Origin of the sequence: uncultured Holdemanella sp., assembly GCF_934772795.1 — a bacterium.
Classification (GTDB): Bacteria; Bacillota_I; Bacilli_A; order Erysipelotrichales; family Erysipelotrichaceae; genus Holdemanella.
Genome location: NZ_CAKVMR010000036.1, coordinates 1 through 23,250, shown reverse-complemented (window position 1 = coordinate 23,250; position 23,250 = coordinate 1). Strand labels below are relative to the sequence as shown.

Below are 23,250 nucleotides of genomic sequence, written 5' to 3'. Positions count from 1 at the left end.
TGGTACTGGCAACTTGCTAGGTTTTACCAGACTGGATTCCCACCAGTTATATATTTGGCACCGAACTGGCGCACCTCCACGCTATCCATTATATCATATAATCGTTTCCGTCGTATTTTTACTATACTTAATAATTCGACACTATGCATGTCGGTTTATTTACTTTATTCATTTATGATACAATTTTAATGAGGAGGTCACTTATGAAAAATTTAAAGAAAGTTTTATTTGGTGTTGTCTTTATCTTAATTGCCTTTGTAGGCGGTATATTCTTTGCGAATAAACAAACGGAACCCGAGATCACATCGACATTGATTCAAAATCGAATTGAGCAGGCGAGTGATTTGGTAACCACAAAATATCATTATGCGAAAGTAGGAAAATTTGAAAATTCTTTAAATCTGAATGGCTGGTCTATTCCTTTGACAAACAAAAATTTCATCTTAACTTTTGAAGGAGAAATTCAATTGGGTACGGATTTATCTAAGGCAAATATAGAGATCAACAATTCTACTATTCATGTGACAGTTAATAAGCCAACTGTTCTTTCTAATTCAATCGATGAATCAAGTATTGAAGTCTATGATGAAACAAAAAACATTTTCAACCCCATCAGTGTGAGTGACTATAAAGCGTTTGCGGTTGAACAAAAAGATAAGGCTTTATCTGAGGCCAAGAAAAAGGGATTAATGAAAACGGCGCAGGAAAACACAAAGAAAAGTATTAAACAAATCATTTCCATTATCCCAGATACAGATGAATATACGATTGAAGTCACATTCAAGGAGTAATTATGGCAAATTTAAAATTAGTTGATGCTTTTACAGATTTTGTAGAAGAAAGCACACTACCCTATCGTCAAATGATGACCTATTATAATTGCGCATTAATGGAAGTAGAAACTAAATTTAAAGTTCTTAACGAACAATTCTCCCTGTTCTATGATCGCAATCCTATTGAGTCGATTCATACGCGTATCAAATCGCAATCGAGTATTCTGAAAAAGCTTCAAAAGAAAAACTTGCCACTAACGATTTCAAACATTGAAAACAATCTGTTCGATATTGCCGGTGTGCGTGTGGTATGTTCATTTACTGAAGATATTTATTCTTTGGCCAATTCATTTCTTAGCCAGGATGATATTCGATTGATTGAAAAAAAGGATTATATTCAAAATCCTAAAGAAAATGGATATCGTAGCCTTCACCTTATTGTAGAAATTCCTATCTTTTTATCCGATGAAAAAAAATGGGTCAAAGTAGAAGTGCAATTTAGAACGATTGCCATGGATTTTTGGGCAAGTCTTGAACATAAGATTCGCTATAAGAAAAACTTATCTAAAGAAAGACTTGATGAAATCGATAAAGAATTGTTAGAGTGTGCTAAGATTTGTAAGACACTTGACGAAAAAATGGAGGAAATAAAGACGGGAAATTAACTTTCCCGTCTAATTTTCTTCATACACTTCTTCAAAAGATACTTTTGCATCTTGTGAATTTTCTTTCATGAATTTACGATTCTTATAGAATCCTACTGTTAATAATGGAACGATGATGATTGCGATACCTAGATATCCACAATATCCATAGCCATACTTAACAACGTTTGTTAGTCCTACAAATGAGATTCCCATAGAAACGATCATGATAAATGCTGAAACTAAAGCTCTACGTACAGGTACGTTTTCAACTTTTTGAAGGAATTTCACATTTTCAAAGCGATTTACAAATCCAAAGATGACACAAACTGCACTTGAGATCAAACATAAGAATAGTACTAATCCATAAAGTGCTACAAGCCAGTTTGCTCCAAATGATTTCAATGTTGTTAATGTTGGTAAAGTTGTTCCGTTTGGCTGAGTCAAATAATAGTGTTGCCAACAAAGTAACATCAATACGGCAAGACCTAATCCTAACATATTTAATGTGAAAGTTAATGCCATTGAGCGATCACAATCTTGTTTTGTTTTTAAAACACTTGTTCCACAAACTAAGATAGCTGGTACTGTAACCCATTGGAAAGCTGAATAGGTAACACCGTTCCAAACTGCTTTTGGAAGTTGGCTCCAACCATTTAATGAAAAATCAACACGCATAACATCTAATAAATTGTGTCCATTTAATAAACCTACTGTATAAATAGAAACAGCAAGAACCAAGATCACTACACCCATATATGTACTTGCTCTACGAATCAAGTCTACACCAAAAATTGTTAAGAATAATACAACAAGACCAATCACAAATGTTCCTAGATAGTAATTTAATCCAAAATATTGTGTCAATGCACTGGCTGCACCAGAGATACATGATGCAACAACCATTAAAACCATGATGTTAAAGAATAATTCAAATAATAATTCCACCTTATCAAATGGGTGATATAAACATTCAAATAGTTCTTTATACGTTTTTAGGCCACGTGAATTCATCATGATCTGACCTTCACGAATTGTCATAGCTAAAAGTAACATCGCAACGGCAACCCCAACAATAGCTGGCCACCCTAAACTAACAAACCATGTATTTTCCTGGTTTCCTGTCGCAAATCCTCCGCCCGCGTGTGCTGCAAATGCGGTTGTGGCCACTGAAAATGCAGCCATCCATGATCGATTCAATTTTGTGTTCTCTTTCTTTTTCATTCTCAAATTCTCCCTTTCTGCAACAAAAAACCTTCCGTCTCTTGTTGCCTAATTAACAACTTCAGAGACGAAAGGTAATAATCTTATTCTTCCGCGGTACCACTCTAATTCATTCTAATGAATGCCCTCATCGATGCTATCACATCTAGTCTTTATATCGTAAGACATACGTCTATAACTACATTATCGCTACAGCCGCTCCATGGTGATTTTCATTCTCTAGCTTTACAATATTTTCCACCAAACAATATCTCTCTAGGCTAAAACTTAGTGAATTACTCTTCCATATCAATGCGTTGACTGTATAATATAATAATTTACATTTGTTTTCAAGCACTTTTGTAAATATTTTTCATTATTTAATGTAAAAAAAGAAGAAGCCCTATACCTCTTCCATAATCTGATTGATTGTATCGATGACTCGACTTGTGTTTTTTCCATCCGTATATACCATGTACTTTATTTGGAAATAAGACAATTTATCATAATCGTAATTTTTAAATTCTAATGCCTTGATAAGTTGATTCTCATCTGTACATATTGGTCCTGGAAAATCATTAAAATCAATATTCAATCCAATGTTCTGCTTATATTCTTCTATGTCAGGAATATAACTGATCATTGGTTTATTTAATAAAGAGTAATCGAATATGACACTTGAATAATCTGAAATCAAACAATCACTCACTTGCATCAATGTATACAAGTCTTCCTTGTTCATATTCACTCCACCCGTGCACTGAATATCTCCGAGTAATGGGTGAAATTTATATAAAACAACATAATCTTTTACTTTTGTGAAATCAAAAGACTGTATTTTAAAACCATCAATGATGTTTCCCCTAAAAGTAGGTGCATACAAACATAATTTCTTATCTTTTAATTCTGGATATCTCAAAAAGAACTCATCTTTTTGGTTTGTGTTTAGTAAAGTATCGATTCTTGGCATTCCAGTCACTAAAACTTGATTTGTATCTACCCCAAAAGCTTGTGAATATGGTTTCTTCCAATATTCAGCATTACATAGAACGTAGTCATAATTACGTACAGGATATTGTCTTTTGATTTGGTTACCAAATTTTTTTACAGCTCCACACGCATGCCAGATTTGTAGCACTTTGACATTTTGTGGCTTCATATGACTAATCACATAGTTGTTGTCATTTAAAATCACAAGACTCGATTTTTTTATTTCAACGAGCTGTTTTAAACAATTCAAGAAATATTTGAAATCGCCCCATAGATTCTTTTCAAACATCAATAAAATATAATGAATATCATACTTGTTCTCGTGACGCAATTGTTTATCAATGAGTTTAAAATCACCGGACAATTCACTTTGCGTTAAACTAATAAAAGTAATTCTATTTTTCTTTGGGTGTACATAAAACGTTAAAACATCCATGATCCATAAGGCAATATTCAAGATGATCTTACTTAATCCCATTTTATTGCACCGCCTTATATAAAATATCTACAACTCTTTTAGAGGCATTTCCATCTTCATGATTATTAAAATAACGATTAAAATCATTCAATTTAGAATAGTCATAAACTTCATTTTTAATATCCATCAACATTGTTTCTTCATCCATATAGATTTCGCCTGGAATATCCTTATGAATATCTAAATAGAATCCTCTTAAGTCTGTCGCATATTCTTTTAAATCATACATATAGAAATAGATTGGTCTTTTCAATATCGCATAATCAAAGAACACACTTGAATAGTCCGTAATCAATACATCACTGATCACATACAATTCATTTATTTCTGCTTGAGCAGGGATTGAATACAAGAATCCATCTAATTCCGGGTCATCTTTGAAGGTATTTATAATTAGATAATGTGGTTTAAATACAACAATTGTATCTTTACCTAAAATTTCTTTCCATTTTCTAAAGTTTGCCTTCAATTCAAAAGTATATCCTGCAGAAACATAGGAATTATCTCTCCATGTTGGTGCATACAATACAATTTTTTTATCCATAGGCAAATGATACTTCTTCTTGATCGCATCACATTCTTCTTTTGTCGCATTCGAAATGAAATCATTTCTTGGATATCCTGTTTCAATCAATCTTTCTCTATTGATTTGGAAAGATGTTTGAAAAACACGTGTACAAAAAGCATTCGGACTGATCATATAATTGTATCTTGCGACATCTACATCATAGGAATGACACATCTGTTCATAGCTGACACCCGAACGATAAAATGTGGTATCTTCACTTACATCAATATCATGAGCTAATCGCTTTAAGGGTGTTCCATGCCATGTTTGTAGGTAAACCTGATTTTCCTTTTTAAAGATATATGTAGGTAATTTGCAGTTCACTACCCATAATTTTGCCTTCGATAAATAATAGAAATAGGGGATGCTGAAATATTCTTTTATTTCAGCTCCCTCTATATTCAAATTCTTTTCTTTATGATTCTTTATAAACCAAATAAATCGATATCCATCAAATCTTGGATCTTGTCTCATCTGTTCATAAATAGCTTTAGGATTATCCGAATAGCCACGACCATGGAACGATATAAATATGACTAGCTTATCATCTACTTTAAATAAACGATAGGTTAATTTATATGCCAAGCGTATACACTTTCCTGCAAACTTTTTAATCGGTCTTAAAAGCTTTATCAACATGGCTACCCTCTCCTTTTTACTTGAATACTTCTTCTACAATATGTTTAGACGCATTTCCATCGTCATAGCAACAGAAACGTTTGTAGAATTCTTCGTAACGTTCTTTATATTCTTCATTAATTTGATCAATATTCAAAATCGCATCTACAACTTCTTCACTCGTATACAATAGTGGTCCAGGTACTTCTGTATTCATATCAATATAGAATCCACGTAACTGATTCTTATACTTTTCAATATCATATGTATAGAATAGTACTGGTCGTTTCAAGTTCGCAAAGTCAAAGAATACACTTGAATAGTCCGTGATACAAATATCACTAATCAAATAGATTTCACTAATATCATCATATTTACTTAAATTGTACACAAAGCCTTCAAGACCTGTTGTATCAATGTTGTCTGCGATATAGTGGTGTGTTCTTAATAAAACAACATATTCATCCGATAATTTTTCCATCATTAACTTCAAATCTAAAGCCAATGTAAATTTGTATTCCCCTTTTCCATAGTGTTCATCATCACGCCATGTCGGAGCATATAAAATCGTCTTCTTATCTTCTGGAATACCTAGTTTCTTTCTTAGGTCTTTCGCAATTTCATCTTTGTTTGGCCAATATAAAATGTCATTTCTTGGATATCCATATTCAAGCATCTTGCCTTCATACATAAAACAGCTTCTAAATGTTTTCGTACTAAAAGGATTGGCACTCACTAAATAATCCCATTCTTGTCTTTGACGATAGAACTGCTGTTTATATTTTGGTGATGCCGAAGTTACTTCTTCTTGATCAAACACAAGGCGTTTCAATGGTGTACCATGCCAAGTTTCGACAAATACTTGTCCTTCTCTTTTGCGATACCACAATGGTTGTCTTACATTAAATACAAAATATTTACTTACAGCTAAATAATAAGCATATTTGAATGAGAAACGTTTTACGACTTCGGCTCCATAAGGAACTTCATGACCATCATTCAATGCCCATACACACTTGTATTTGCCCGGATAATTTTTGGCAATGTATTCATAAATATATTTTGGACTGTCTGAATAGTTTTTAGCCATAAATGTTTCAAATAAAATCACATTATCTTGAATTGGTTTCTTTGAATAAATGTGATAATAAGCTAATTTAAATAACACATTTTTATTTTTGAAGACTCTAAAGAATTTTTTAATTCCTAATTTTCTTCGAACACAGCTCTGTACGCCCTTTAAATCACGATTCTGTAAACAAGCTACCATTTTTTTAGAGTTACGCTTATATCGATTCATCACTTCTGGACGAATACCATCGATTGTCTTAGCTATTCTTTCAAAATAGTCTGTACGCCATAGATCATCTTGGCTACGACGAATTCGCTTAGACATTTTAGATACAAAGTAAGATACGATCTTACGATCTAAACAGAAACGCACAACGCCCTCTTCATTTAAAAGTGTACGTGTATATTCAACCGCATCACATCTTTCATTAAAACGATTGTCATTTTCTTCCTGACTTAAAGCAGGTTCGTTAATTGGATCATTGTGTTTACGTTTTACATAAATCGCATCTTCCACTCTTAAAGCTGTATTTAGTTTTTCTAATAGTGGACACATAAATGTCATATCACTGTAATATCTGAAGTTCTCGTTAAATTTTAAATTGTTTCGAACGACAAAATCACGGTTATACAAATTACCTAATATAGTAAAAGTACGGATACCTCTACGGTTGTCCATCGTATAGAAAATGGCCTGAGCTTGCTGCTCATCTTTTTCATAGGATGCGAATGAAACAAAATCAGAAAGCTTATTTAAACGACGCTGTTCCCTTTCTTCTTGATCTTCTTCATCTACTTCTTTATTTTCTACTTTATGAAGATAGTTAGCCTTGTTGTTCCAAGTATGATTCAATATACCATAAACCATATCTACATCATGATCTATAGCTTTGATCATATTTTGAAGTGTATCTTCTAAAACATAGTCATCGCTATCTAAGAAGTAAAGGTAGGCACCTTTAGCTTGTTGAATCCCAACATTTCGACATGCAGCTACACCTGTCACACCTTCTGGCAATGTATAAATGCGCATATCAAAAATAGAATTATATTCTTCTAATAAATCGTCAATATCTTCTGTTGGATGATCTAATACGACAATCAATTCAAAATCTTTAAATGTACTTTGTGCTAAGTTTTGTAGACATTCTTTAAAGTAATGTTTGTACTTAAAAAAAGGAAGGATAATACTAATAGTACGCATATTAACCCTTCAATTCCTCTTTCAATTGTGTTGTACTGATACCCTCAGTTCTTGGCAAATAAACAACTTCACAATAATCCTTTAAGAAATCAAATTTTCCTTTCCAATCATCACCCATGACGAATACATCTACATTATATTTTTTAACATCTTCGATTTTTTGTTCCCAGCTTGTTTCTGGGATTACCTTATCGACATATTTAATAGCTTCTACAATCTTCATACGATCTGTATCTTTGATCTTACAAACTTTATTTTTACCCAAATTAAACTCATCACTACTTACCGCTACAATTAAATAATCCCCTAATTCTTTTGCACGACGTAATAAATTTAAATGGCCTACATGAAATAAATCAAAAGTTCCATATGTTATTACTGTTTTCATGAGTCATAAACCTCCCTATATAAACACTGTAATTGTAAACTATTTTTGATAAATTGAAAAGGAGTCCCTAAAACTCCTTTATTAACCAAATAATTTTGCGATACCCTTCTTTTCTTTTTTAGGAAGTAATCGCTTTTCAAATTTCTCATCCAAGAATTTTTTCTTTTCTTTTTTACTCATAGCCTCTAACTTATCAACATAAGCCGAATAATCATCGCAAACCTTGTTGATATCTCCCATTTCAACAAGTTGTCCACCTTCGATCCACATTCCTGTTTTGCAGAATTCACGAACTTGGCTTAATGAGTGAGAAATAAAGAAAATTGTTTTTCCTTCTTCATCTCTTAATTTCATCATTCGTTTCATACATTTCTTGGCAAATCCTTTATCACCAACACTTAATGCTTCATCGACAATAAAGATATCTGGATTTAATGCGAGTGAAATGGAGAAACCTAAACGTGATTTCATACCTGATGAATATTTTTTTACTGGTTGATATAAGAAATCACCTAATTCTGCAAAATCAATAACATCATTCGTGATTTCCTGGATACGTTTCTTTCTTAAACCCATCAACGCCCCTTTTACATTAATATTCTCAAGTCCTGTTAATTGTTGATTCAATCCTGTGTTAATAGCAATCAAAGCTTGTTCTCCATTGATTTTCATGGTACCACTATTGATTTCAGAAATTCCGGACAATAATAAAGACAGAGTTGATTTACCAGAACCATTCGTTCCCAAAATTCCAACAACATCGCCTTTTTTTACTTTGAAAGATACATCTTTTAAGGCATAGAATTCTTTTTTATCTGTTTTATATTGATTATTTTTATTTCTTAAAGTATAAATTTTTGAAATATTTTCGACTTCAACAGCATATTCTTCTTTAGACATAAAAGCCTCCTTAAATCATATCGATGAATTTCTTTTTGAAGGTATACATCAAAAAGCATCCAAGTGCGAAAATCGCAAAAACTAAACACCAGAAATAAAGTGTGATTGCCGGATGGTCAAAAACATTTCTTCCATAGAATACAGCGTCCCTATATCCTTGAATAATATAATAAACTGGATTTACCTTTACAAGCTTATTTAAAATACTCGCAAATGGAACATCCGGTTTGAAATGACAATCCCATAAGATTGGAGAAAAATACATCAACATACGCATGATTGAAGAAATAAATTTCTTTACATCACGCCACAACATTGTAAGTACAGATAATACAAGTGAAATTGCTTCTCCAAGCATAAATGCACAGAACATATAATAGATGATCCATAACCAATTTAGATTTGGATACCATCCACTTAAAATCAAAGTGACAAATGTGATAATCAACATCACAAAGTGATTAAACAATTCTTTTAAACAAACAGTTGCCGGTAAAACGGATACAGGAAACTTCATTCTTGTGATGACGTTTGTCTTTGAGAAAACTGCAGAGCACCCATCTACAATGCATGGACGGATATACCACCATACACTAAATGCCACAACTAGCCATGGTAAATATTCGACTGTGATGCCTCTGTATGTCTGGGCCTTTCTTCCCCAGGCAATACCAAATACTAGCCAATATGTAAAAACTTGAATAGCGGGAGAGGCAAAGTTCCAAAAAATACCAAATTTTGAATCTCGCATATCTGACAACAATTCATATTTTGCGATACAGAAAATACGATAAACATTTGAAAAATTCTCTTTTATAACATATGAAATGCTTTTAAACATATAAAAATTCTCCTTAACAACTTCTAGTTTATCAAATTTTTCACAGAAAAAAAATCTGCATGACGCAGATTTTCTTGCATTCCTTCTCCTTTCCACTTTAATTCTAACAATTCAATGTGAATTTATTGTGAAAAGAGCGCCTTTTATTCGTTTTCTTCTTCGTCCATTTCTTTTTCTACTTCGTCTAATTCATCTTCAATCAATTCTGAATCTTCTTCATCCTCATCATCTTCATCGATTGCGATAGAATCTGTATCCATAACACTTTCTGAATACGTGTGACGTGAACGCAAATCCCAAGTATTTTGTGACATGTTCAAGAAACGTCCGTCTAAAGATAAATCTGTATAAAATTGAGCAATATTATCTTCAAACTGGGTTTGATTAAATCCCATTTCCTGACTTACGTCTTTCCAAAGATCAACAAATGGCATAGCTCCATTATTATTCGTCAATACCTGATATGCAACTTCAATCATAGACTTTTTCATAATTCAATAAAACTCCTCTTAATACTTACATTGATTCAACGGCTTCAACACCAATACATTCTAATGCGTTTGCCAAAACAATTTGTGTTGCCTTTACTAAGGCTAGACGTTGTGCACTTAATTCTAAATTATCACGATCTACAACTTTACATACGTTATAGAAACTGTGGAATTTACTAGCTAAATTTTGAATGTAGTGACACATTTTATGAACTTGACGAGATTGAGCTGTTTCAACGATTACTTTATTGAATTCTTGTAAAGACTTCATTAATTCAATTTCTTTTTCGTTTGTCAAATCTTCAAAGCTTGTTGCCAATTCAATATCCTGTGCCTGTTTTTGAATAGAACACATACGAGCATGAGCATATTGTGCATAGTAAACTGGGTTTTCATTTGATTTCTTAGTTGCCAATTCAATATCGAAATCTAAATGTGAGTCCAATGCACGTTGTACGAAGAAATAACGAGCTGCATCAACGCCTACTTTATCGCACAACTCATTAATTGTTGTTGCGTTTCCTAAACGTTTTGACATTTTCATTTCTTCACCGTTTGATACTAAACGAACCATCTGGATAATATCGACATGTAATTTATCCGCATCATTTCCTAATGCTGTCATACTTGCTTTTAAACGAGGAATATAACCATGGTGGTCAGCCCCAAAGAAGTCAACTAACATGTCAAATCCACGTTGACATTTATCGTTGTGATATGCGATATCTGGAACTAAATATGTCAATGAACCATCTTGTTTTCTTAAAACACGATCTTTATCATCACCAAACTTTGTAGTTTCAAACCACAATGCTCCATCTTTTTCGTATACATATCCTTTTTCGTTTAATTCATTGATAGCTGCTTCTACTTTACCAGCATCACGAATGCTTTGTTCGCTTGACCAAACATCAAAGTGTACACGATAACGATCTAAGTCTTTTCTAATTTTATCTAATTCAAATTTAATTCCTTCTTTTCTGAAGAATTTCAAATTTTCTTCCGTTGGTTCTAAGTATGTTCCTGGATATTCCTTCGCCAATTCATATCCTTTTTCTTCAACATCCTTACCCATGTATCCGTCTTGACCAATTTCAGTAGGAATTCCTTGTGCCTGACGATAACGAGCATTTAATGATAATGCTAAGTTTGTAATCTGATTACCCGCATCATTCACATAGTATTCACGAGTTACATCGTATCCAGCTTTTTTCATGATACGAGCACAACTATCTCCCCATGCAGCTCCACGAGCATGACCTAAGTGTAATGATCCTGTTGGGTTGGCACTAACATATTCCAAATCCACTTTGATGCCATTAGCTGGCTGTTGTCCATAGTTTTCTTTCTGAGCTAATACTTCAGAAATAACTGTACTAAAACGGTCTTTAGATAATGTAAAGTTCAAGAAGCCAGGTCCTGCAATTTCTACATTAGAAACCATTTCCAATGAGAATGCATCTAATATACTTTGTGCAATCATTCTTGGATTTTGGTGTAATTGACGAGTTAATTGCATCGCAACATTGCTTGAGAAATCACCGTGATCTTTATTTTTTGGTGTTTCAACCACAATGTTTTGTACATCTAAATCTAAATCAAATGCTTTTTTCACTGCATTTTGAATGGCCTGCTTTAATTCAACTTCAATTGACTGCATATGTCTCCTCCTTATTTATATATAGTACAAAGTGAAATTCTTGTTTTTCATTCCCTTGTATAAGACTGTATTTAACTTCTACACAATTTTCATCTACATCATAATGACTTGTATGACAATCTAAATCTATTTTTCCAAATTCAGTTTCAATATGACCTTTTGTTTGACTATTTAAACGCAATGTCAAATTCACAATAACATCCGATTCACTACGAATAACCAATCCTTTTTTCCAAATTCTCCATTCGAAACGATGTGTATCATTATTAAAAGAAACTAATAGACCTTCATTACCAGAAAAGTCAATCTTAGCCTCTCCTTTATACAATGTTTGATTCGAAATTTTATCAAATAAATGTACCTGATTTGTCATAGCTAGTGCATAATATCACACTCTGATTTTTTTGCAAGAAAATTTATTAAAAAACATAACAATTTAACTAAAATATGACCGAATTAATCTAAAATTCTCTTTTTTTTATAAAATTACACTATTTTTTCACAAGTGAAAACGGTAACACATCACATGTTACCGTTATTTTTAAAGTATTTCTTTTGGAAAATAAATGCGCTTATTTGTTTGATTTTTCATCTTTAATAACGCCTTAACAATCTGTGAACAACTCGATAAAGATATCAATTCTTTTTTAGAATCTAACATCCATATGATTTGATTCTCATCTTGTTCTGTATAAGGTAAATAGGCTTTAGAATGTGAAATAGCTTCATAATAGTAATAATCTAAGTCATATCCATATACCATCAATTTATTCTTTATTTCTTGAATTTGTTGGCGACTTGGATCTTCTATCCACTCAAACAAATGTCGATTCAAAATTCGATTCGCAAAATCTTTTAAAATTTCATCTTCACTCTCTAAGGCTTGTTGAAAACCATAGAACATACGATGTTCATCCATTAGATAAAAATCCTTATTCGATAACTCTCCATTCAACAATGGTTCAAATACATCTATGTTTCGTACTTGCGCATATCGTTTAAAGAATTGTTGAATCATAATTTCATATGATTTGGCATCTGGATGCAGGTAAACCTGCCAATACATGTGGTATCTTGCCATAATATAGTCTTCAATACTGTGCATTCCACTCATTTTTACACATAAAGAGTCATTTTTAACTCGTAAAGTACGTAAGATTCTTTCTAAATCAAAATTTCCATAGCTTGTACCCGTTTCATAGGCATCTCTTAATAGATAATCCATTCGATCTGCATCCAGTTGTGAACTAATCATTTGATACATCATTGGTTTTGGATGCTTATGCGTTAGAATCAACACAACATTTTGTGGAAGAGCCTCATCCTCTTTAATAAGTGCTTTATGAATTTCTGTTTCAGGATCCAAAATTAAATCACAAGTCATTTGTTCATGATGCTTCTTGTGAAGTGTTTCAAAGAAGTGAGAAAATGGTCCATGTCCTAAATCGTGCAACAAAGCCGCGCATAAAACTTGAATCTTTTCATATTCACTTAAAGTAGCCGCAATTGAATCGACTTCTTCACACATTCGTCTTGTGATTTCATATACACCTAAACTATGAGAAAATCGTGAATGCTCCGCTGTATGATAGATTTGAAAATCTCCACCCAATTGATGGATACGATGCAATCTTTGAAATTCTTTTGCGTTGATGCAATCCCATATCACTTGATATTTCACATGAATATATCCGTGAACAGGATCTCTTAACACTTTGGTTTCATTGGTTTTGTTAAACATGGCCATACCCCCTTTAATGCTTCTACAAGCATTTTATCAGATTTAAAGAAGTTATAGTCATATATATGATCTGGAGTTGTCCAAATATATTCGGAATGCACACTTAATTTTGTTGGTTTTTCATTCGAAGTACACGTGAAACAAGTTAAGTGAATTTCATATCCGTCTTGATAATCAATACTAGAAGCTAAATATTGAACATCGTAAATATCAATATCACATTCTTCTTTCCACTCACGAATTAAAGCTTCTTCTTTTGTTTCACTTTTCTCAACTTTTCCACCAGGAAACTCAAAGAAACCTTTGCTCGAACCATAATTTCTTTGTGCAATCATCACTTTTCTATCTATGACAAGCGCTCCACACACTACGTTAAGCTTGTTCATCTTCAATTCTTTCTTCATGAATGATTTCAAACAACAGTTGGGCATTTTGTTTCGAAACTTGTTTTTGAATGTCTAATACACGAATTTCAAGAAGTCTTGCTCCAAAACGAATTCGAATGGTATCGCCTATTTTTAATTCTGTGCTTGGCTTAGCCACTCGATCATTGACCCAGATACGGCCTTGTAAAGCTAATTCTTTAGCAGCTTCTCTTCTTTTTAAAATTCGTGCTGTTTTTAAATATTTATCTAATCGCATCAAAATTCTCCTTCTAATTTTTCAATAACCTGCATCATCAGTTCAATATGTTTCTTTAATCGTTTGGAAATCATGATTTTAATTTTTCCACCCTCTAATTTCAAATTGATCTTACGACTAATATCATTGATAGCGCCAAACAATTTAACACCATCACAATTTTTTGACCATTCAGCACTCATTGTGATTGTGACAACATCCTCTGTTTCTTTTAAAGATTCAACACCTTCTCGATTCACAAAGAAGTCTAATTTCTTTTGTTCAAACAATTGTTTTACTTCATTTGGAATATGTCCAAATAAATCTTCAACACGTTTTTCATATTCAATCAACTCAGACAAACTCTCAGTTTTCTTAATGTGTTGATAGATTTCCAATTTATCTCCATCATTATCTGTGAATTTTTTAGGAATATATCCCGATAACTGTACTTGAGCCACTTTATCATTCTTTTTATCCTCAATTGGCTTACCTTGTTTTTCCTTAATGGCACTTGCGAGCATTTCAAGATATAGATCCAATCCTACATCATCAATAAATCCGGCTTGTTGCGGCCCAAGCATATCTCCGGCTCCACGAATTGTTAAATCTCGCATAGCGACCTTATAACCACTGCCTAAGGATGTAAATTCTTTAATGGCTTTTAATCTTTTATGGGCTTGTTCCGTTAATTCTTTTTGTGGCTGCACCAATAAATAACAATATGCGATTTTTTCACGACGCCCAACACGACCTCGAATCTGATAGAGCTGGGATAATCCAAAGCGGTCGGCATCATCAATGATCATCGTATTCGCATTCGCAATATCAAGTCCAGTTTCAATAATTGTTGTACAGACTAAAATTTGATATTTCTCTTGTTCAAAATCAATCATTGTCTGCTCAATATCATTCTTCTCCATGCGTCCATGTGCTACGGCTACTTTGGCATCGGGGAACATATTCTGAATATTTTTAGCTACAGAATAGATATTCGATACGTGGTTATACAAATAGAAAACTTGTCCTCCACGAGATAATTCTCTTTGAATAATTTCTTTTACGACACTCTTTTTGTTTTCCATCACATACGTTTGAATTGGATGACGATGCAATGGTGGTGTATTTAATTGTGAAATCGTACGTACTCCAATCAAAGACATCTGTAAAGTTCTTGGAATAGGTGTTGCACTTAAAGATAGAACGTCGATTGCGTTTTTCATCTCTTTAATTTTTTCTTTATGCTCAACTCCAAATCGCTGTTCCTCATCAATGATCAATAAACCCAAATTTTTATATTGGAAAGATTTATTCAATAATTTATGAGTACCAATAATAATATCAACTTGTCCTTCCGCCAATTCTTTTTTGATCTGACTAATTTCTTTTGTTGCTACAAAACGATTTACTACGCGAATATTAGCCCCTACATTTTCAAAACGCTTCATAAATGTCTGATAATGTTGCATAGATAAAATTGTAGTTGGGCATAGTAAAGCTACTTGTTTATTATTTGAAATTGCCTTGAATGCTGCACGCATAGCTACTTCTGTCTTACCAAATCCTACATCTCCACATAATAAGTGATCCATTGGTTTTGGCTTTTCCATTTCGCGCTTAATTTCTTCTGTAGCTCTGATTTGATCTGGTGTTGCCTCATATTCAAAGGCTTCTTCAAATTCTCTTTGTAGATCATCATCTTTACTGAACGCAAAACCGATATCTTCATTTCGCTTCGCATATAGCTCAACTAATCGAGACGCAATTTCTTCAACCTTCTTAGAAACCTTTTCCTTAGTCTTTTTCCATTTATTTGATCCTAATTGAGATAACTTGATACCCACACCTTCTTTGGACACGTATTTTCTTACAAGCTGAAATTGTGATAATGGAACAAATAATTCGTCGCCCCCATTGTATAAAACATGTAAATAATCTAAGGTTTTTCCTTTTATTTTTCGCGTTGTGATTCCAACATATTGGCCAATACCATATTGTTCATGCACAACATAATCATTTGGTTCTAGTTCAAGAATATTCTGTAAGATTTGACCTTGCTTAAATGTTTTCTGATAACGTTTGATTTGACTAGGACGATGGAATAATTCCTGTTGTGTGTAAACAGAAATATCTTCATATGTAAATCCTTCATAAAAGTCATCTTCAATAAATGTGATATTCCTATGAATGGAATAAGCTTTTAAGGCTTCCTGCACTTTTTTTGTATGTTCCTCATCCAAAGAAATATAGATATTTTTCCCTTTTAGATTCTCTAAAATTTGAATCAATGGTTGATCTGATTTTTCTAATGTCTCTATTTTTGAGAAGATTGGATGTTTAAAATCTAAGAAATCATGGAACATCTGAATCTTGTGTTCTTTTTCAAATGTGAATATGTCATGGAACATACTATATTTAGGTAAATATTGATGAGATTCAACCATTTCCTGAATAAAAGAAATTGTTTCCTCATTCAATTTTTTATATCCATTTTCGACTTCTTCCTGACTTGAAAAAATAATGTGTCCATTGACATAGTCCGTTAATTTATTTGTATTTAAATAACTAAAATAAATATACAAATGTGGATCAATATCATAGTTTTCTATAGAAATCTTATCTTTTTCAATATAATCCAATAAGAAGTCATAATCATCTTGAATTAATTTTGCCTGCTGTTTTTCTAATTCAGAATCGATTTCTTTCTGTAGATACTCAATCTGATCATCTGTAAACAATAGATCTGTTGCTGGATTGATCAATACAGAATCAATTGTTTGAATTGTTCGCTGGGTTTCTTCATGAAATAGACGAATGGATTCAATCACAGTATCAAAAAATTCAATACGAATTGGATGTTCATATTCAAGGCAATATACATCGACAATGCCTCCACGACTTGCGTATGTACATGGTCGATCTACATAATTGACTTTCGTATAGCCGGCACGATTTAGTTTTTGTTTCAATTCTGCCATCGTGATTTCTTGATCTACCTCAAATTTGAAACAAAGACTTTTAAATAATTCTTTATCGGGCAAGTAACGCAAAAAGGCCGCCGTATTACATATAATAATACGTGGCTTATCTTCTTTCACAAGCTGAGTTAATACATAGAGTTGTTCTTGTTTATCTTCTGGACTTGAAGCAATGGCTTGTACACGCAAAGATTCTTCCATCACGAATAGTAATGTATCTTCTACTAAAGGTTTTAATCTTTGGTAGAGTTGTTGCGCTTCATAACGATTTTTCTTAACTACAATTCGTGTTTGTTTATCCTGCATAAAAGCGCTGGCCATACATAAAGCTTCTTCATTTGGAAATAAATTGCCTATATTATTGCCAAATTGAAGCATTTGTTGGGCTACTGGATTGGACTGTAGTTTCTTTAATATTGTATCTTTCAAAAATACCACCTACTTTTTATTATACCTGTTCATTGTGTCGCTAAAAGAGTGTTTAATTGAAAATTTAGCTGCTTTTGCGGCTTGTTCTAATGCATGATTTAAATCGTCTTGTTGTTCCTGAGGGAATTTGCCTAATACCCAGTCTACAACTGGAATCATTTTATCTTTACCAATTCCTATGCGAATACGATCAAATTCCTGTGTGCCAATATGAGAAATAATACTCTTGATTCCGTTATGACCACCAGCACTACCTTTTTGACGCAAACGAAGTTTTCCAACAGGCATATCCATATCATCATATAATACTAGAATATCTTCAGAAAGCACTTTATAGAAATCCATGCATTGTCTTAGAGCGATGCCACTATTATTCATATATGTGGTTGGTTTTAATAAAATAATGTCTTCTCCATCAATTTTCTTTTTCGCAAAATAAGCCGAAAACTTTTCCTGATTAAAATCCATTTCTAGCATTTGTGCCAATTTATCAATTGCCATAAAACCTGCATTATGACGTGTATTTTCATATTCTCTACCAATATTTCCTAATCCAATAATAATTTTCATAAAAAAAACTCCTCCTTCAAAAAAATAACGGGATAATCCCGTTATTCTTCATCTTTTCCTGGTGTATATAAAATGTGTAAACGACGTCCTTCGCCTTCACCTTCACTCTTAGTAGAAATATCATTCATTCCTGCTAAAGCGTTGTGAATTGCCTTTCTTTCATCGGCTGGCATTGGATCTAATACTGCATCTACTTTTGTACGACGCACATCTTTTGCGACGCGAACTGCCATTTTACAAATTTTTTCGTATCTTTCTTCCTTATAACCATTTACATCGATTAAAAGTCCGACACGCTTTTTGAATGCTGCGCTTACTGCAGCTTTAACTAAACGATTGAACGCTTGTAAAGACTTACCCGCTTTACCAATCATAATCGCATTGTTTTTTGTGTTTACAGTAATACGATAGAAACCGTGGTCATTTTCAATTTCAACAGTTCCATCTAATTCTGCATTGTCAAAATATGTTTGAATATATGACTTAATGAAATCTTCAATATCTTTTGGGCAATATGCTTCAATTTCAATTGTTTTTCCGATTCCTAAAAAGCCACTTTTTTCTTCTGTTACTTCATAATGAAGTTCTTCTTTTGTACATCCTTTAGCACTGCATGCAGCAGCTAAAGCTTCATCTAAAGTTTTTCCAGTAAATTTAGCGAATTCCATATGTTCTACCTACTTTTTATTCATAACTTGGTGTAGGATCAATGATTGACATACACGAATTACACTTGATACTAACCAATAGAATGACATTGCCATTGGCCATGAAATATACATAACACAGATCATTGCTGTCATGAAATACATTGACATATTCATGCTGTTAGCCATAGGATTTGTTTCTTCCTGTGCATATTTCTTAACTTTAACGTGATCTTTCTTATCTTGCCATTTCTTTAACCATTGAGGTAATTTCATTGAAACAATATAGAAGATAACCATCAATACATAAATTGCGATATATGCGATATCGAATGCTTTAAATCCATCAAGTGGAGTTCCAGCTAAAGAAATACCCATAAAGCTTCCACTAACAACACTTACTGAACGCATTGTTGCATAATACATACCCAGCATGATTGGTAGTTGAATGAAAGTAATTAACATTGAACCAAATGGATGAATATCGTATTTTTGATAAAGATTCTGCATTTCTTGAGCCATTTGCATTTTAGAACGCTCATCTGTTTTATCTTTATATTTATTTTGGATTTTTTGAATTTCAGGCTGAATTTCCTGCATTCTTTGTGTAGACATTTGTGATTTACGTGTAAATACAAATACAAGCATCTGAATTAACAATGTTGTTAAAATGATACCTACACCGGCATCTGTCTTTGAAGAAATTAAGTTGATAATTTGTGCGATTGGCCAAACAATTAAACCTTCAAACCATCCTTTTGACATAGAATTTTTAAAAGTTGTCGGTTGAATTGTATATTGTCCATCTTTAATATTCTTTTTAATTTCTTTTTTTACTTCTTTATCAGAAATGTCTTTGTAATTGATTTGACTAGCATCAATTGTTGTTTCTTCACTTGCAATAATTTGGTCTGCTAATGTTTTTCCATCTCTACCTCTTGGATTTGCACAAGCCGTACATGTTAATAATACCAACATACATAGAAAGACCAATTTTGCTTTTTTCTGCAAAAATTGTTTCATTTTTTATTCCTCTACTTTTTCAAAAATCTTTTATTTATCCGATTTTGATTTTCTTTCATTTCGTTTTTATTTTCTTCAAACGACTTATTTGCGTAGGCAGGTCGAACTATAATAATAAGATCATATCCCTCTTCAAATGTAAAAATATCATCTACTATACTGCGAAGCTGTCTTTTTACTTTATTACGACAGACCGCATTGCCTAATTTTTTGCCAACACTGATTCCGACTCTTGCATGGTCTAGTTTACGTTTTTGAAAATAACAAACAAAAGACGACGACTTAACAAATTGTCGATTCTGGATGATGGAAGAAAACTCATAGTTTTTTAATACACGAAACTCTTTTTTCATGTTATTTCCCTATCCAGACAAAAAAATCACCTAGCAGGTGATTTCTATGCGGATAAAACCTTTCTGCCTTTCGCTCTTCTTCTAGAAAGAACGTTACGTCCACCAACAGTTGCCATACGAGCACGGAAGCCATGAACTTTTTGGTGTTTTCTCTTACTTGGCTGATATGTTCTTTTCATCTTGATTACACCTCTCAGTCTTTTTCTTCATTCTAAATTTTCAAATAAGATTGCTCAAACATTATAAACATAAATTAAAATGAATGTCAATAAAATAATTATTACTTATGCTTACTTTTCAATATTTTATATGCTTTTTGCGTTAAACGATACATAATTGGATAAACAGGTATATCAAATTCACCAATCAATTCATTGATAGTTGGATTAAAGTTATCCTTGAATTTAGTCAATCCATCATCTAAGGAGCCTTCTACACCACCCATATTACTCCATAGGCATCCTCTATCAAAGGCCCATTTAAAGTTTTCAACATATTCCTTATATTGTGGCATGAATTTTTTAAATCTTTCATCCATTCCCGCATATAACATTTCACAAGTATTTCCATATTGGATACTAAGTATTCCTGCAATTGCGATATCTTTGTCTTTTTGACCAAATTCATCAAAGATTTCTTTATATTCATAAATATCTTTATTTAAACTTCGTAATTGATCTTCTAAACGATGCAATTTCTTTTTCGCATTTTCTGGTATTTCTACAATTTCTTTTTCCAATTGCACTTTTTTTGTTTTTGCATCTTCATTTAATTTATATACATTACATACAGCTAAGAAGATGACTCCCCCCTCTGGATAATTTTCTAATAATGTTTTGAAATATTCTTTATCTCTTAGTGCCACTCCTTTTCTTGATTCTGTCAGTTCAACTAGGCGACTAAAGTCATCTAATAATTCCAAATGTCCATGAATAATTTGTACATTTCTTCGATTTGCATCTTTTATTAAACGTTTTGTATGTTTTGGCAAAGTTTCCTCTATATTTTCATATGAATATACGTTCGATTGAAATCTAGGTTGCACTGTATCCGCAATATGCATCGTATATCCTTTATGAATAGCTTTACAACTTTTAAATATATCTAAGTATGTTTCTGTTTCCTTATATCTATTTATATTATATGATTTTGAATCATAATCATTTACATGAATGGTTGGATCAAATTTAATAAAGATACAGTGATCTTTTTTAGCTAACTTTTTCAATTGATCAAAATAATATTGAACAAGTTCTTTATCCTTATAATCCATAATAGGACCTCTTGGTAAATAGTACATACAGAAAGAGAGTGGTAATCTTTTGATTAGGACAAGTCCTGTTGCGACCAATTCATTATTTTTATATACACCTGTATACATGTGATCCCAATTGCTTTTTACTTTTGCCCAGTTATAACTTTGTATTGACGTACTCTCATCATTAAAATGACGAGATTCTCTTTCTCACAATACGAGAAATGGAGCATCGCAAAGCTTTCAGCATGGTTCTAGACCTTGCATATAGTCTTTGCATAGCTCTTGTTTTTCGAGCATTTCCAATCCATGTAGACTGTACTCTGTAAACTCATACTGCATCCAGCAGGGCTTACGCCTTAGACCTGAACTAGATGAGGGATTCTTTAAGCTAGAATCCAAAGCAGTGTTTCATTGTGTGTCCACATTTTTTCATATTTAGAATCAATGTATCCTGCATCTTGACAAAGTGTGGAAAATCAAGATGACAGGCTTTAAAATCTGGTGCAGTCAATGTATCGTCCGTATGACATATTAAAAAAGCAGAATACAAATCTCTTTGTACTTTACATCCTTCAATCGTTTTAAATCTTTCACTTAAAGTAGGTTTGATGTATTCACCTGTATCATGGTGAAGTTGAGAGGCACGATATTGATGAATATCTATTTCGTAGTATGGTATTCCATACTGTGTTGCCTTTGTTTTTAAATCGGCCTGCATAAGACCTGGAGAACGGTTCTTGATAGAGTGTCCATAACGTTTCTTACGTTTGTATTTGCGTACCATTTTTGAAGAGCCGTCTTTTTGTTTAATGGATACGGCTTTATCCTGTCGTTCAGTTTTTTTGGACTTCTTCTGCAGAGCCTTAAAGTTCATTGGTTCAAGGATAAATTCGCTTGTGTTCTGAACGACTCTGTTGATAAAGGTATGATGTGAAGTCTTGATATAAGCAGACTGTTTTCGATAGAGCACGCGTATCTGTCGTTTCAGACGTCTACACCTTCTCGTTGTCTTCCATTTGTGTTTTCCCTTTTTGACTGTACCATTCTTATTATAGTTTTCTGGATTATGTTTTCGCATAGAGGCATCTACCAGATTTTGCCTATGCCGAATCTCTTTTTCATATTTGGCTGATTCTGGAGCAAGTTGTTCCAGATGAACCTCGTTATTTGAGACTGTCGCAATCGTAGAGGTTCCAAAGTCAACGCCTGTACGATGTCCGCCATCTTCTGATAACCTGATTCGTTTTGGTGCATCACCTCGAAGTGTGATCACTACATAATATTTGAATCCACTGTTGAATTCGATTCTTTTTAAAAATGAAAAAACAACATCTTCTTTTAAATCAACAGATGAAATGATGTTCTGAATATATTCATTCTTTGGGACACGAACCTTGTAGTAATGTTTCATAAAACATATGGTATCCCATCTTAAAAGACGTACACCTGTTGCAGCACATTTTTGTTTGATACAATCGAAACTATTATATCTTCGATAATGAAGATGACGACCATCCTCAAAAAGAACCTTTTCTACTCCCTTATATACAGCTTCAGCTTCTGCCTGTGCCTGATGAGAGTTGATGTAGTTCTTGTATTTCTTTTGTTCTTTGGATACAAACTTACACAAAGAAGTCTTCGTGAGATTATACTCTTTTTGTTTAATACACATGATATTGGACAATTCTTTTTTCTTCTTCTTTTCAGAAGCTGACAGTTCAGATCCTTTCTTTTTAGAAAATTCAGCTTCTCCATAAGCTTTGCGTGCACCCACATATTCTTTATCATGAAATAAAGCATT

The 23,250-nt window shown here is 32.9% G+C and carries 23 protein-coding genes and 1 other annotated feature; of the genes, 2 read left to right on the top strand and 21 right to left on the bottom strand.

Annotation, left to right across the window (positions count from 1 at the left end; genetic code table 11):
* Window positions 1-203 precede the first annotated feature (203 nt).
* Window positions 204-791 (top strand): DUF4230 domain-containing protein, encoded by a 588-nt coding sequence (locus Q0F04_RS07625; RefSeq protein WP_295751952.1) that lies wholly within the window; start codon window positions 204-206, stop codon window positions 789-791.
* Window positions 792-793: 2 nt separating this feature from the next.
* Entirely contained in the window at window positions 794-1,438 is a 645-nt protein-coding gene (locus Q0F04_RS07620; protein WP_117571444.1) for a GTP pyrophosphokinase family protein, read from the top strand.
* Between the two features lie 9 nt (window positions 1,439-1,447).
* On the opposite strand, the gene Q0F04_RS07615 is transcribed toward Q0F04_RS07620, so the two are convergent.
* The 21 genes from Q0F04_RS07615 to Q0F04_RS07515 form a co-directional block, all read right to left on the bottom strand.
* Window positions 1,448-2,641 carry a hypothetical protein gene (locus Q0F04_RS07615; RefSeq protein WP_295751949.1) on the bottom strand — a complete coding sequence of 398 codons (1,194 nt, stop codon included), beginning with the start codon at window positions 2,639-2,641 and terminating at the stop codon, window positions 1,448-1,450.
* Window positions 2,642-2,701: 60 nt separating this feature from the next.
* Window positions 2,702-2,942: a binding site (T-box leader), on the bottom strand.
* A gap of 81 nt (window positions 2,943-3,023) precedes the next feature.
* Window positions 3,024-4,088, bottom strand: a complete 1,065-nt coding sequence (locus tag Q0F04_RS07610) for a CDP-glycerol glycerophosphotransferase family protein (protein ID WP_295751946.1) — start codon at window positions 4,086-4,088, stop codon at window positions 3,024-3,026.
* Between the two features lies 1 nt (window position 4,089).
* Complete coding sequence (locus tag Q0F04_RS07605) at window positions 4,090-5,295, bottom strand: CDP-glycerol glycerophosphotransferase family protein (RefSeq protein WP_295751943.1); 1,206 nt, start codon at window positions 5,293-5,295, stop codon at window positions 4,090-4,092.
* 16 nt (window positions 5,296-5,311) lie between these two features.
* Window positions 5,312-7,549 (bottom strand): CDP-glycerol:glycerophosphate glycerophosphotransferase, encoded by a 2,238-nt coding sequence (locus tag Q0F04_RS07600; RefSeq protein ID WP_295751941.1) that lies wholly within the window; start codon window positions 7,547-7,549, stop codon window positions 5,312-5,314.
* 1 nt (window position 7,550) lies between these two features.
* The gene (gene tagD, locus Q0F04_RS07595; protein ID WP_040466417.1) at window positions 7,551-7,937 is read right to left on the bottom strand and encodes a glycerol-3-phosphate cytidylyltransferase; all 387 of its coding nucleotides are present in this window, start codon (window positions 7,935-7,937) and stop codon (window positions 7,551-7,553) included.
* Window positions 7,938-8,018: 81 nt separating this feature from the next.
* Entirely contained in the window at window positions 8,019-8,837 is an 819-nt protein-coding gene (locus tag Q0F04_RS07590; RefSeq protein ID WP_295751938.1) for an ATP-binding cassette domain-containing protein, read from the bottom strand.
* Between the two features lie 10 nt (window positions 8,838-8,847).
* Window positions 8,848-9,678: an ABC transporter permease gene (locus Q0F04_RS07585; RefSeq protein ID WP_154555298.1), complete on the bottom strand. Its 831-nt coding sequence runs from the start codon at window positions 9,676-9,678 to the stop codon at window positions 8,848-8,850.
* A 143-nt stretch (window positions 9,679-9,821) separates the two neighbouring features.
* Entirely contained in the window at window positions 9,822-10,169 is a 348-nt protein-coding gene (gene rpoE / locus Q0F04_RS07580) for a DNA-directed RNA polymerase subunit delta (protein WP_117571450.1), read from the bottom strand.
* A 25-nt stretch (window positions 10,170-10,194) separates the two neighbouring features.
* A complete protein-coding gene (argS, locus tag Q0F04_RS07575) occupies window positions 10,195-11,829 on the bottom strand; it encodes an arginine--tRNA ligase (RefSeq protein WP_295751932.1) in 1,635 nt (544 codons plus the stop codon).
* Window positions 11,816-12,202 (bottom strand): DUF1934 family protein, encoded by a 387-nt coding sequence (locus tag Q0F04_RS07570; protein WP_295751929.1) that lies wholly within the window; start codon window positions 12,200-12,202, stop codon window positions 11,816-11,818. Before Q0F04_RS07570 ends, argS begins: the two co-directional genes overlap by 14 nt.
* Window positions 12,203-12,370: 168 nt before the next feature.
* On the bottom strand, window positions 12,371-13,570 hold the full coding sequence (locus tag Q0F04_RS07565; protein ID WP_295751926.1) for an HD domain-containing protein: 1,200 nt from the start codon (window positions 13,568-13,570) through the stop codon (window positions 12,371-12,373).
* On the bottom strand, window positions 13,537-13,956 hold the full coding sequence (locus Q0F04_RS07560; RefSeq protein ID WP_295751924.1) for an NUDIX domain-containing protein: 420 nt from the start codon (window positions 13,954-13,956) through the stop codon (window positions 13,537-13,539). The genes Q0F04_RS07565 and Q0F04_RS07560 overlap by 34 nt, the downstream gene beginning before the upstream one ends.
* Window positions 13,943-14,212, bottom strand: coding sequence for an RNA-binding S4 domain-containing protein (locus Q0F04_RS07555; RefSeq protein WP_003865701.1), 270 nt, complete (start codon window positions 14,210-14,212; stop codon window positions 13,943-13,945). Before Q0F04_RS07555 ends, Q0F04_RS07560 begins: the two co-directional genes overlap by 14 nt.
* The gene (mfd, locus tag Q0F04_RS07550; protein WP_295751922.1) at window positions 14,212-17,607 is read right to left on the bottom strand and encodes a transcription-repair coupling factor; all 3,396 of its coding nucleotides are present in this window, start codon (window positions 17,605-17,607) and stop codon (window positions 14,212-14,214) included. Before mfd ends, Q0F04_RS07555 begins: the two co-directional genes overlap by 1 nt.
* A complete protein-coding gene (gene pth, locus Q0F04_RS07545) occupies window positions 17,608-18,168 on the bottom strand; it encodes an aminoacyl-tRNA hydrolase (RefSeq protein WP_295751919.1) in 561 nt (186 codons plus the stop codon). It lies immediately after the preceding gene.
* A 41-nt stretch (window positions 18,169-18,209) separates the two neighbouring features.
* A complete protein-coding gene (locus tag Q0F04_RS07540; RefSeq protein WP_295751917.1) occupies window positions 18,210-18,836 on the bottom strand; it encodes a R3H domain-containing nucleic acid-binding protein in 627 nt (208 codons plus the stop codon).
* A gap of 9 nt (window positions 18,837-18,845) precedes the next feature.
* Window positions 18,846-19,838 carry a YidC/Oxa1 family membrane protein insertase gene (locus Q0F04_RS07535; protein WP_295751914.1) on the bottom strand — a complete coding sequence of 331 codons (993 nt, stop codon included), beginning with the start codon at window positions 19,836-19,838 and terminating at the stop codon, window positions 18,846-18,848.
* Between the two features lie 11 nt (window positions 19,839-19,849).
* The gene (rnpA, locus tag Q0F04_RS07530) at window positions 19,850-20,191 is read right to left on the bottom strand and encodes a ribonuclease P protein component (RefSeq protein ID WP_117571459.1); all 342 of its coding nucleotides are present in this window, start codon (window positions 20,189-20,191) and stop codon (window positions 19,850-19,852) included.
* Window positions 20,192-20,235: 44 nt separating this feature from the next.
* Window positions 20,236-20,370, bottom strand: a complete 135-nt coding sequence (rpmH, locus tag Q0F04_RS07525) for a 50S ribosomal protein L34 (protein ID WP_003865695.1) — start codon at window positions 20,368-20,370, stop codon at window positions 20,236-20,238.
* A gap of 101 nt (window positions 20,371-20,471) precedes the next feature.
* The gene (locus Q0F04_RS07520) at window positions 20,472-21,617 is read right to left on the bottom strand and encodes a peptidoglycan bridge formation glycyltransferase FemA/FemB family protein (protein WP_295751954.1); all 1,146 of its coding nucleotides are present in this window, start codon (window positions 21,615-21,617) and stop codon (window positions 20,472-20,474) included.
* A 220-nt stretch (window positions 21,618-21,837) separates the two neighbouring features.
* The coding region (locus Q0F04_RS07515; RefSeq protein WP_295751911.1) for a hypothetical protein at window positions 21,838-23,250 on the bottom strand (1,413 nt) is incomplete at its 5' end.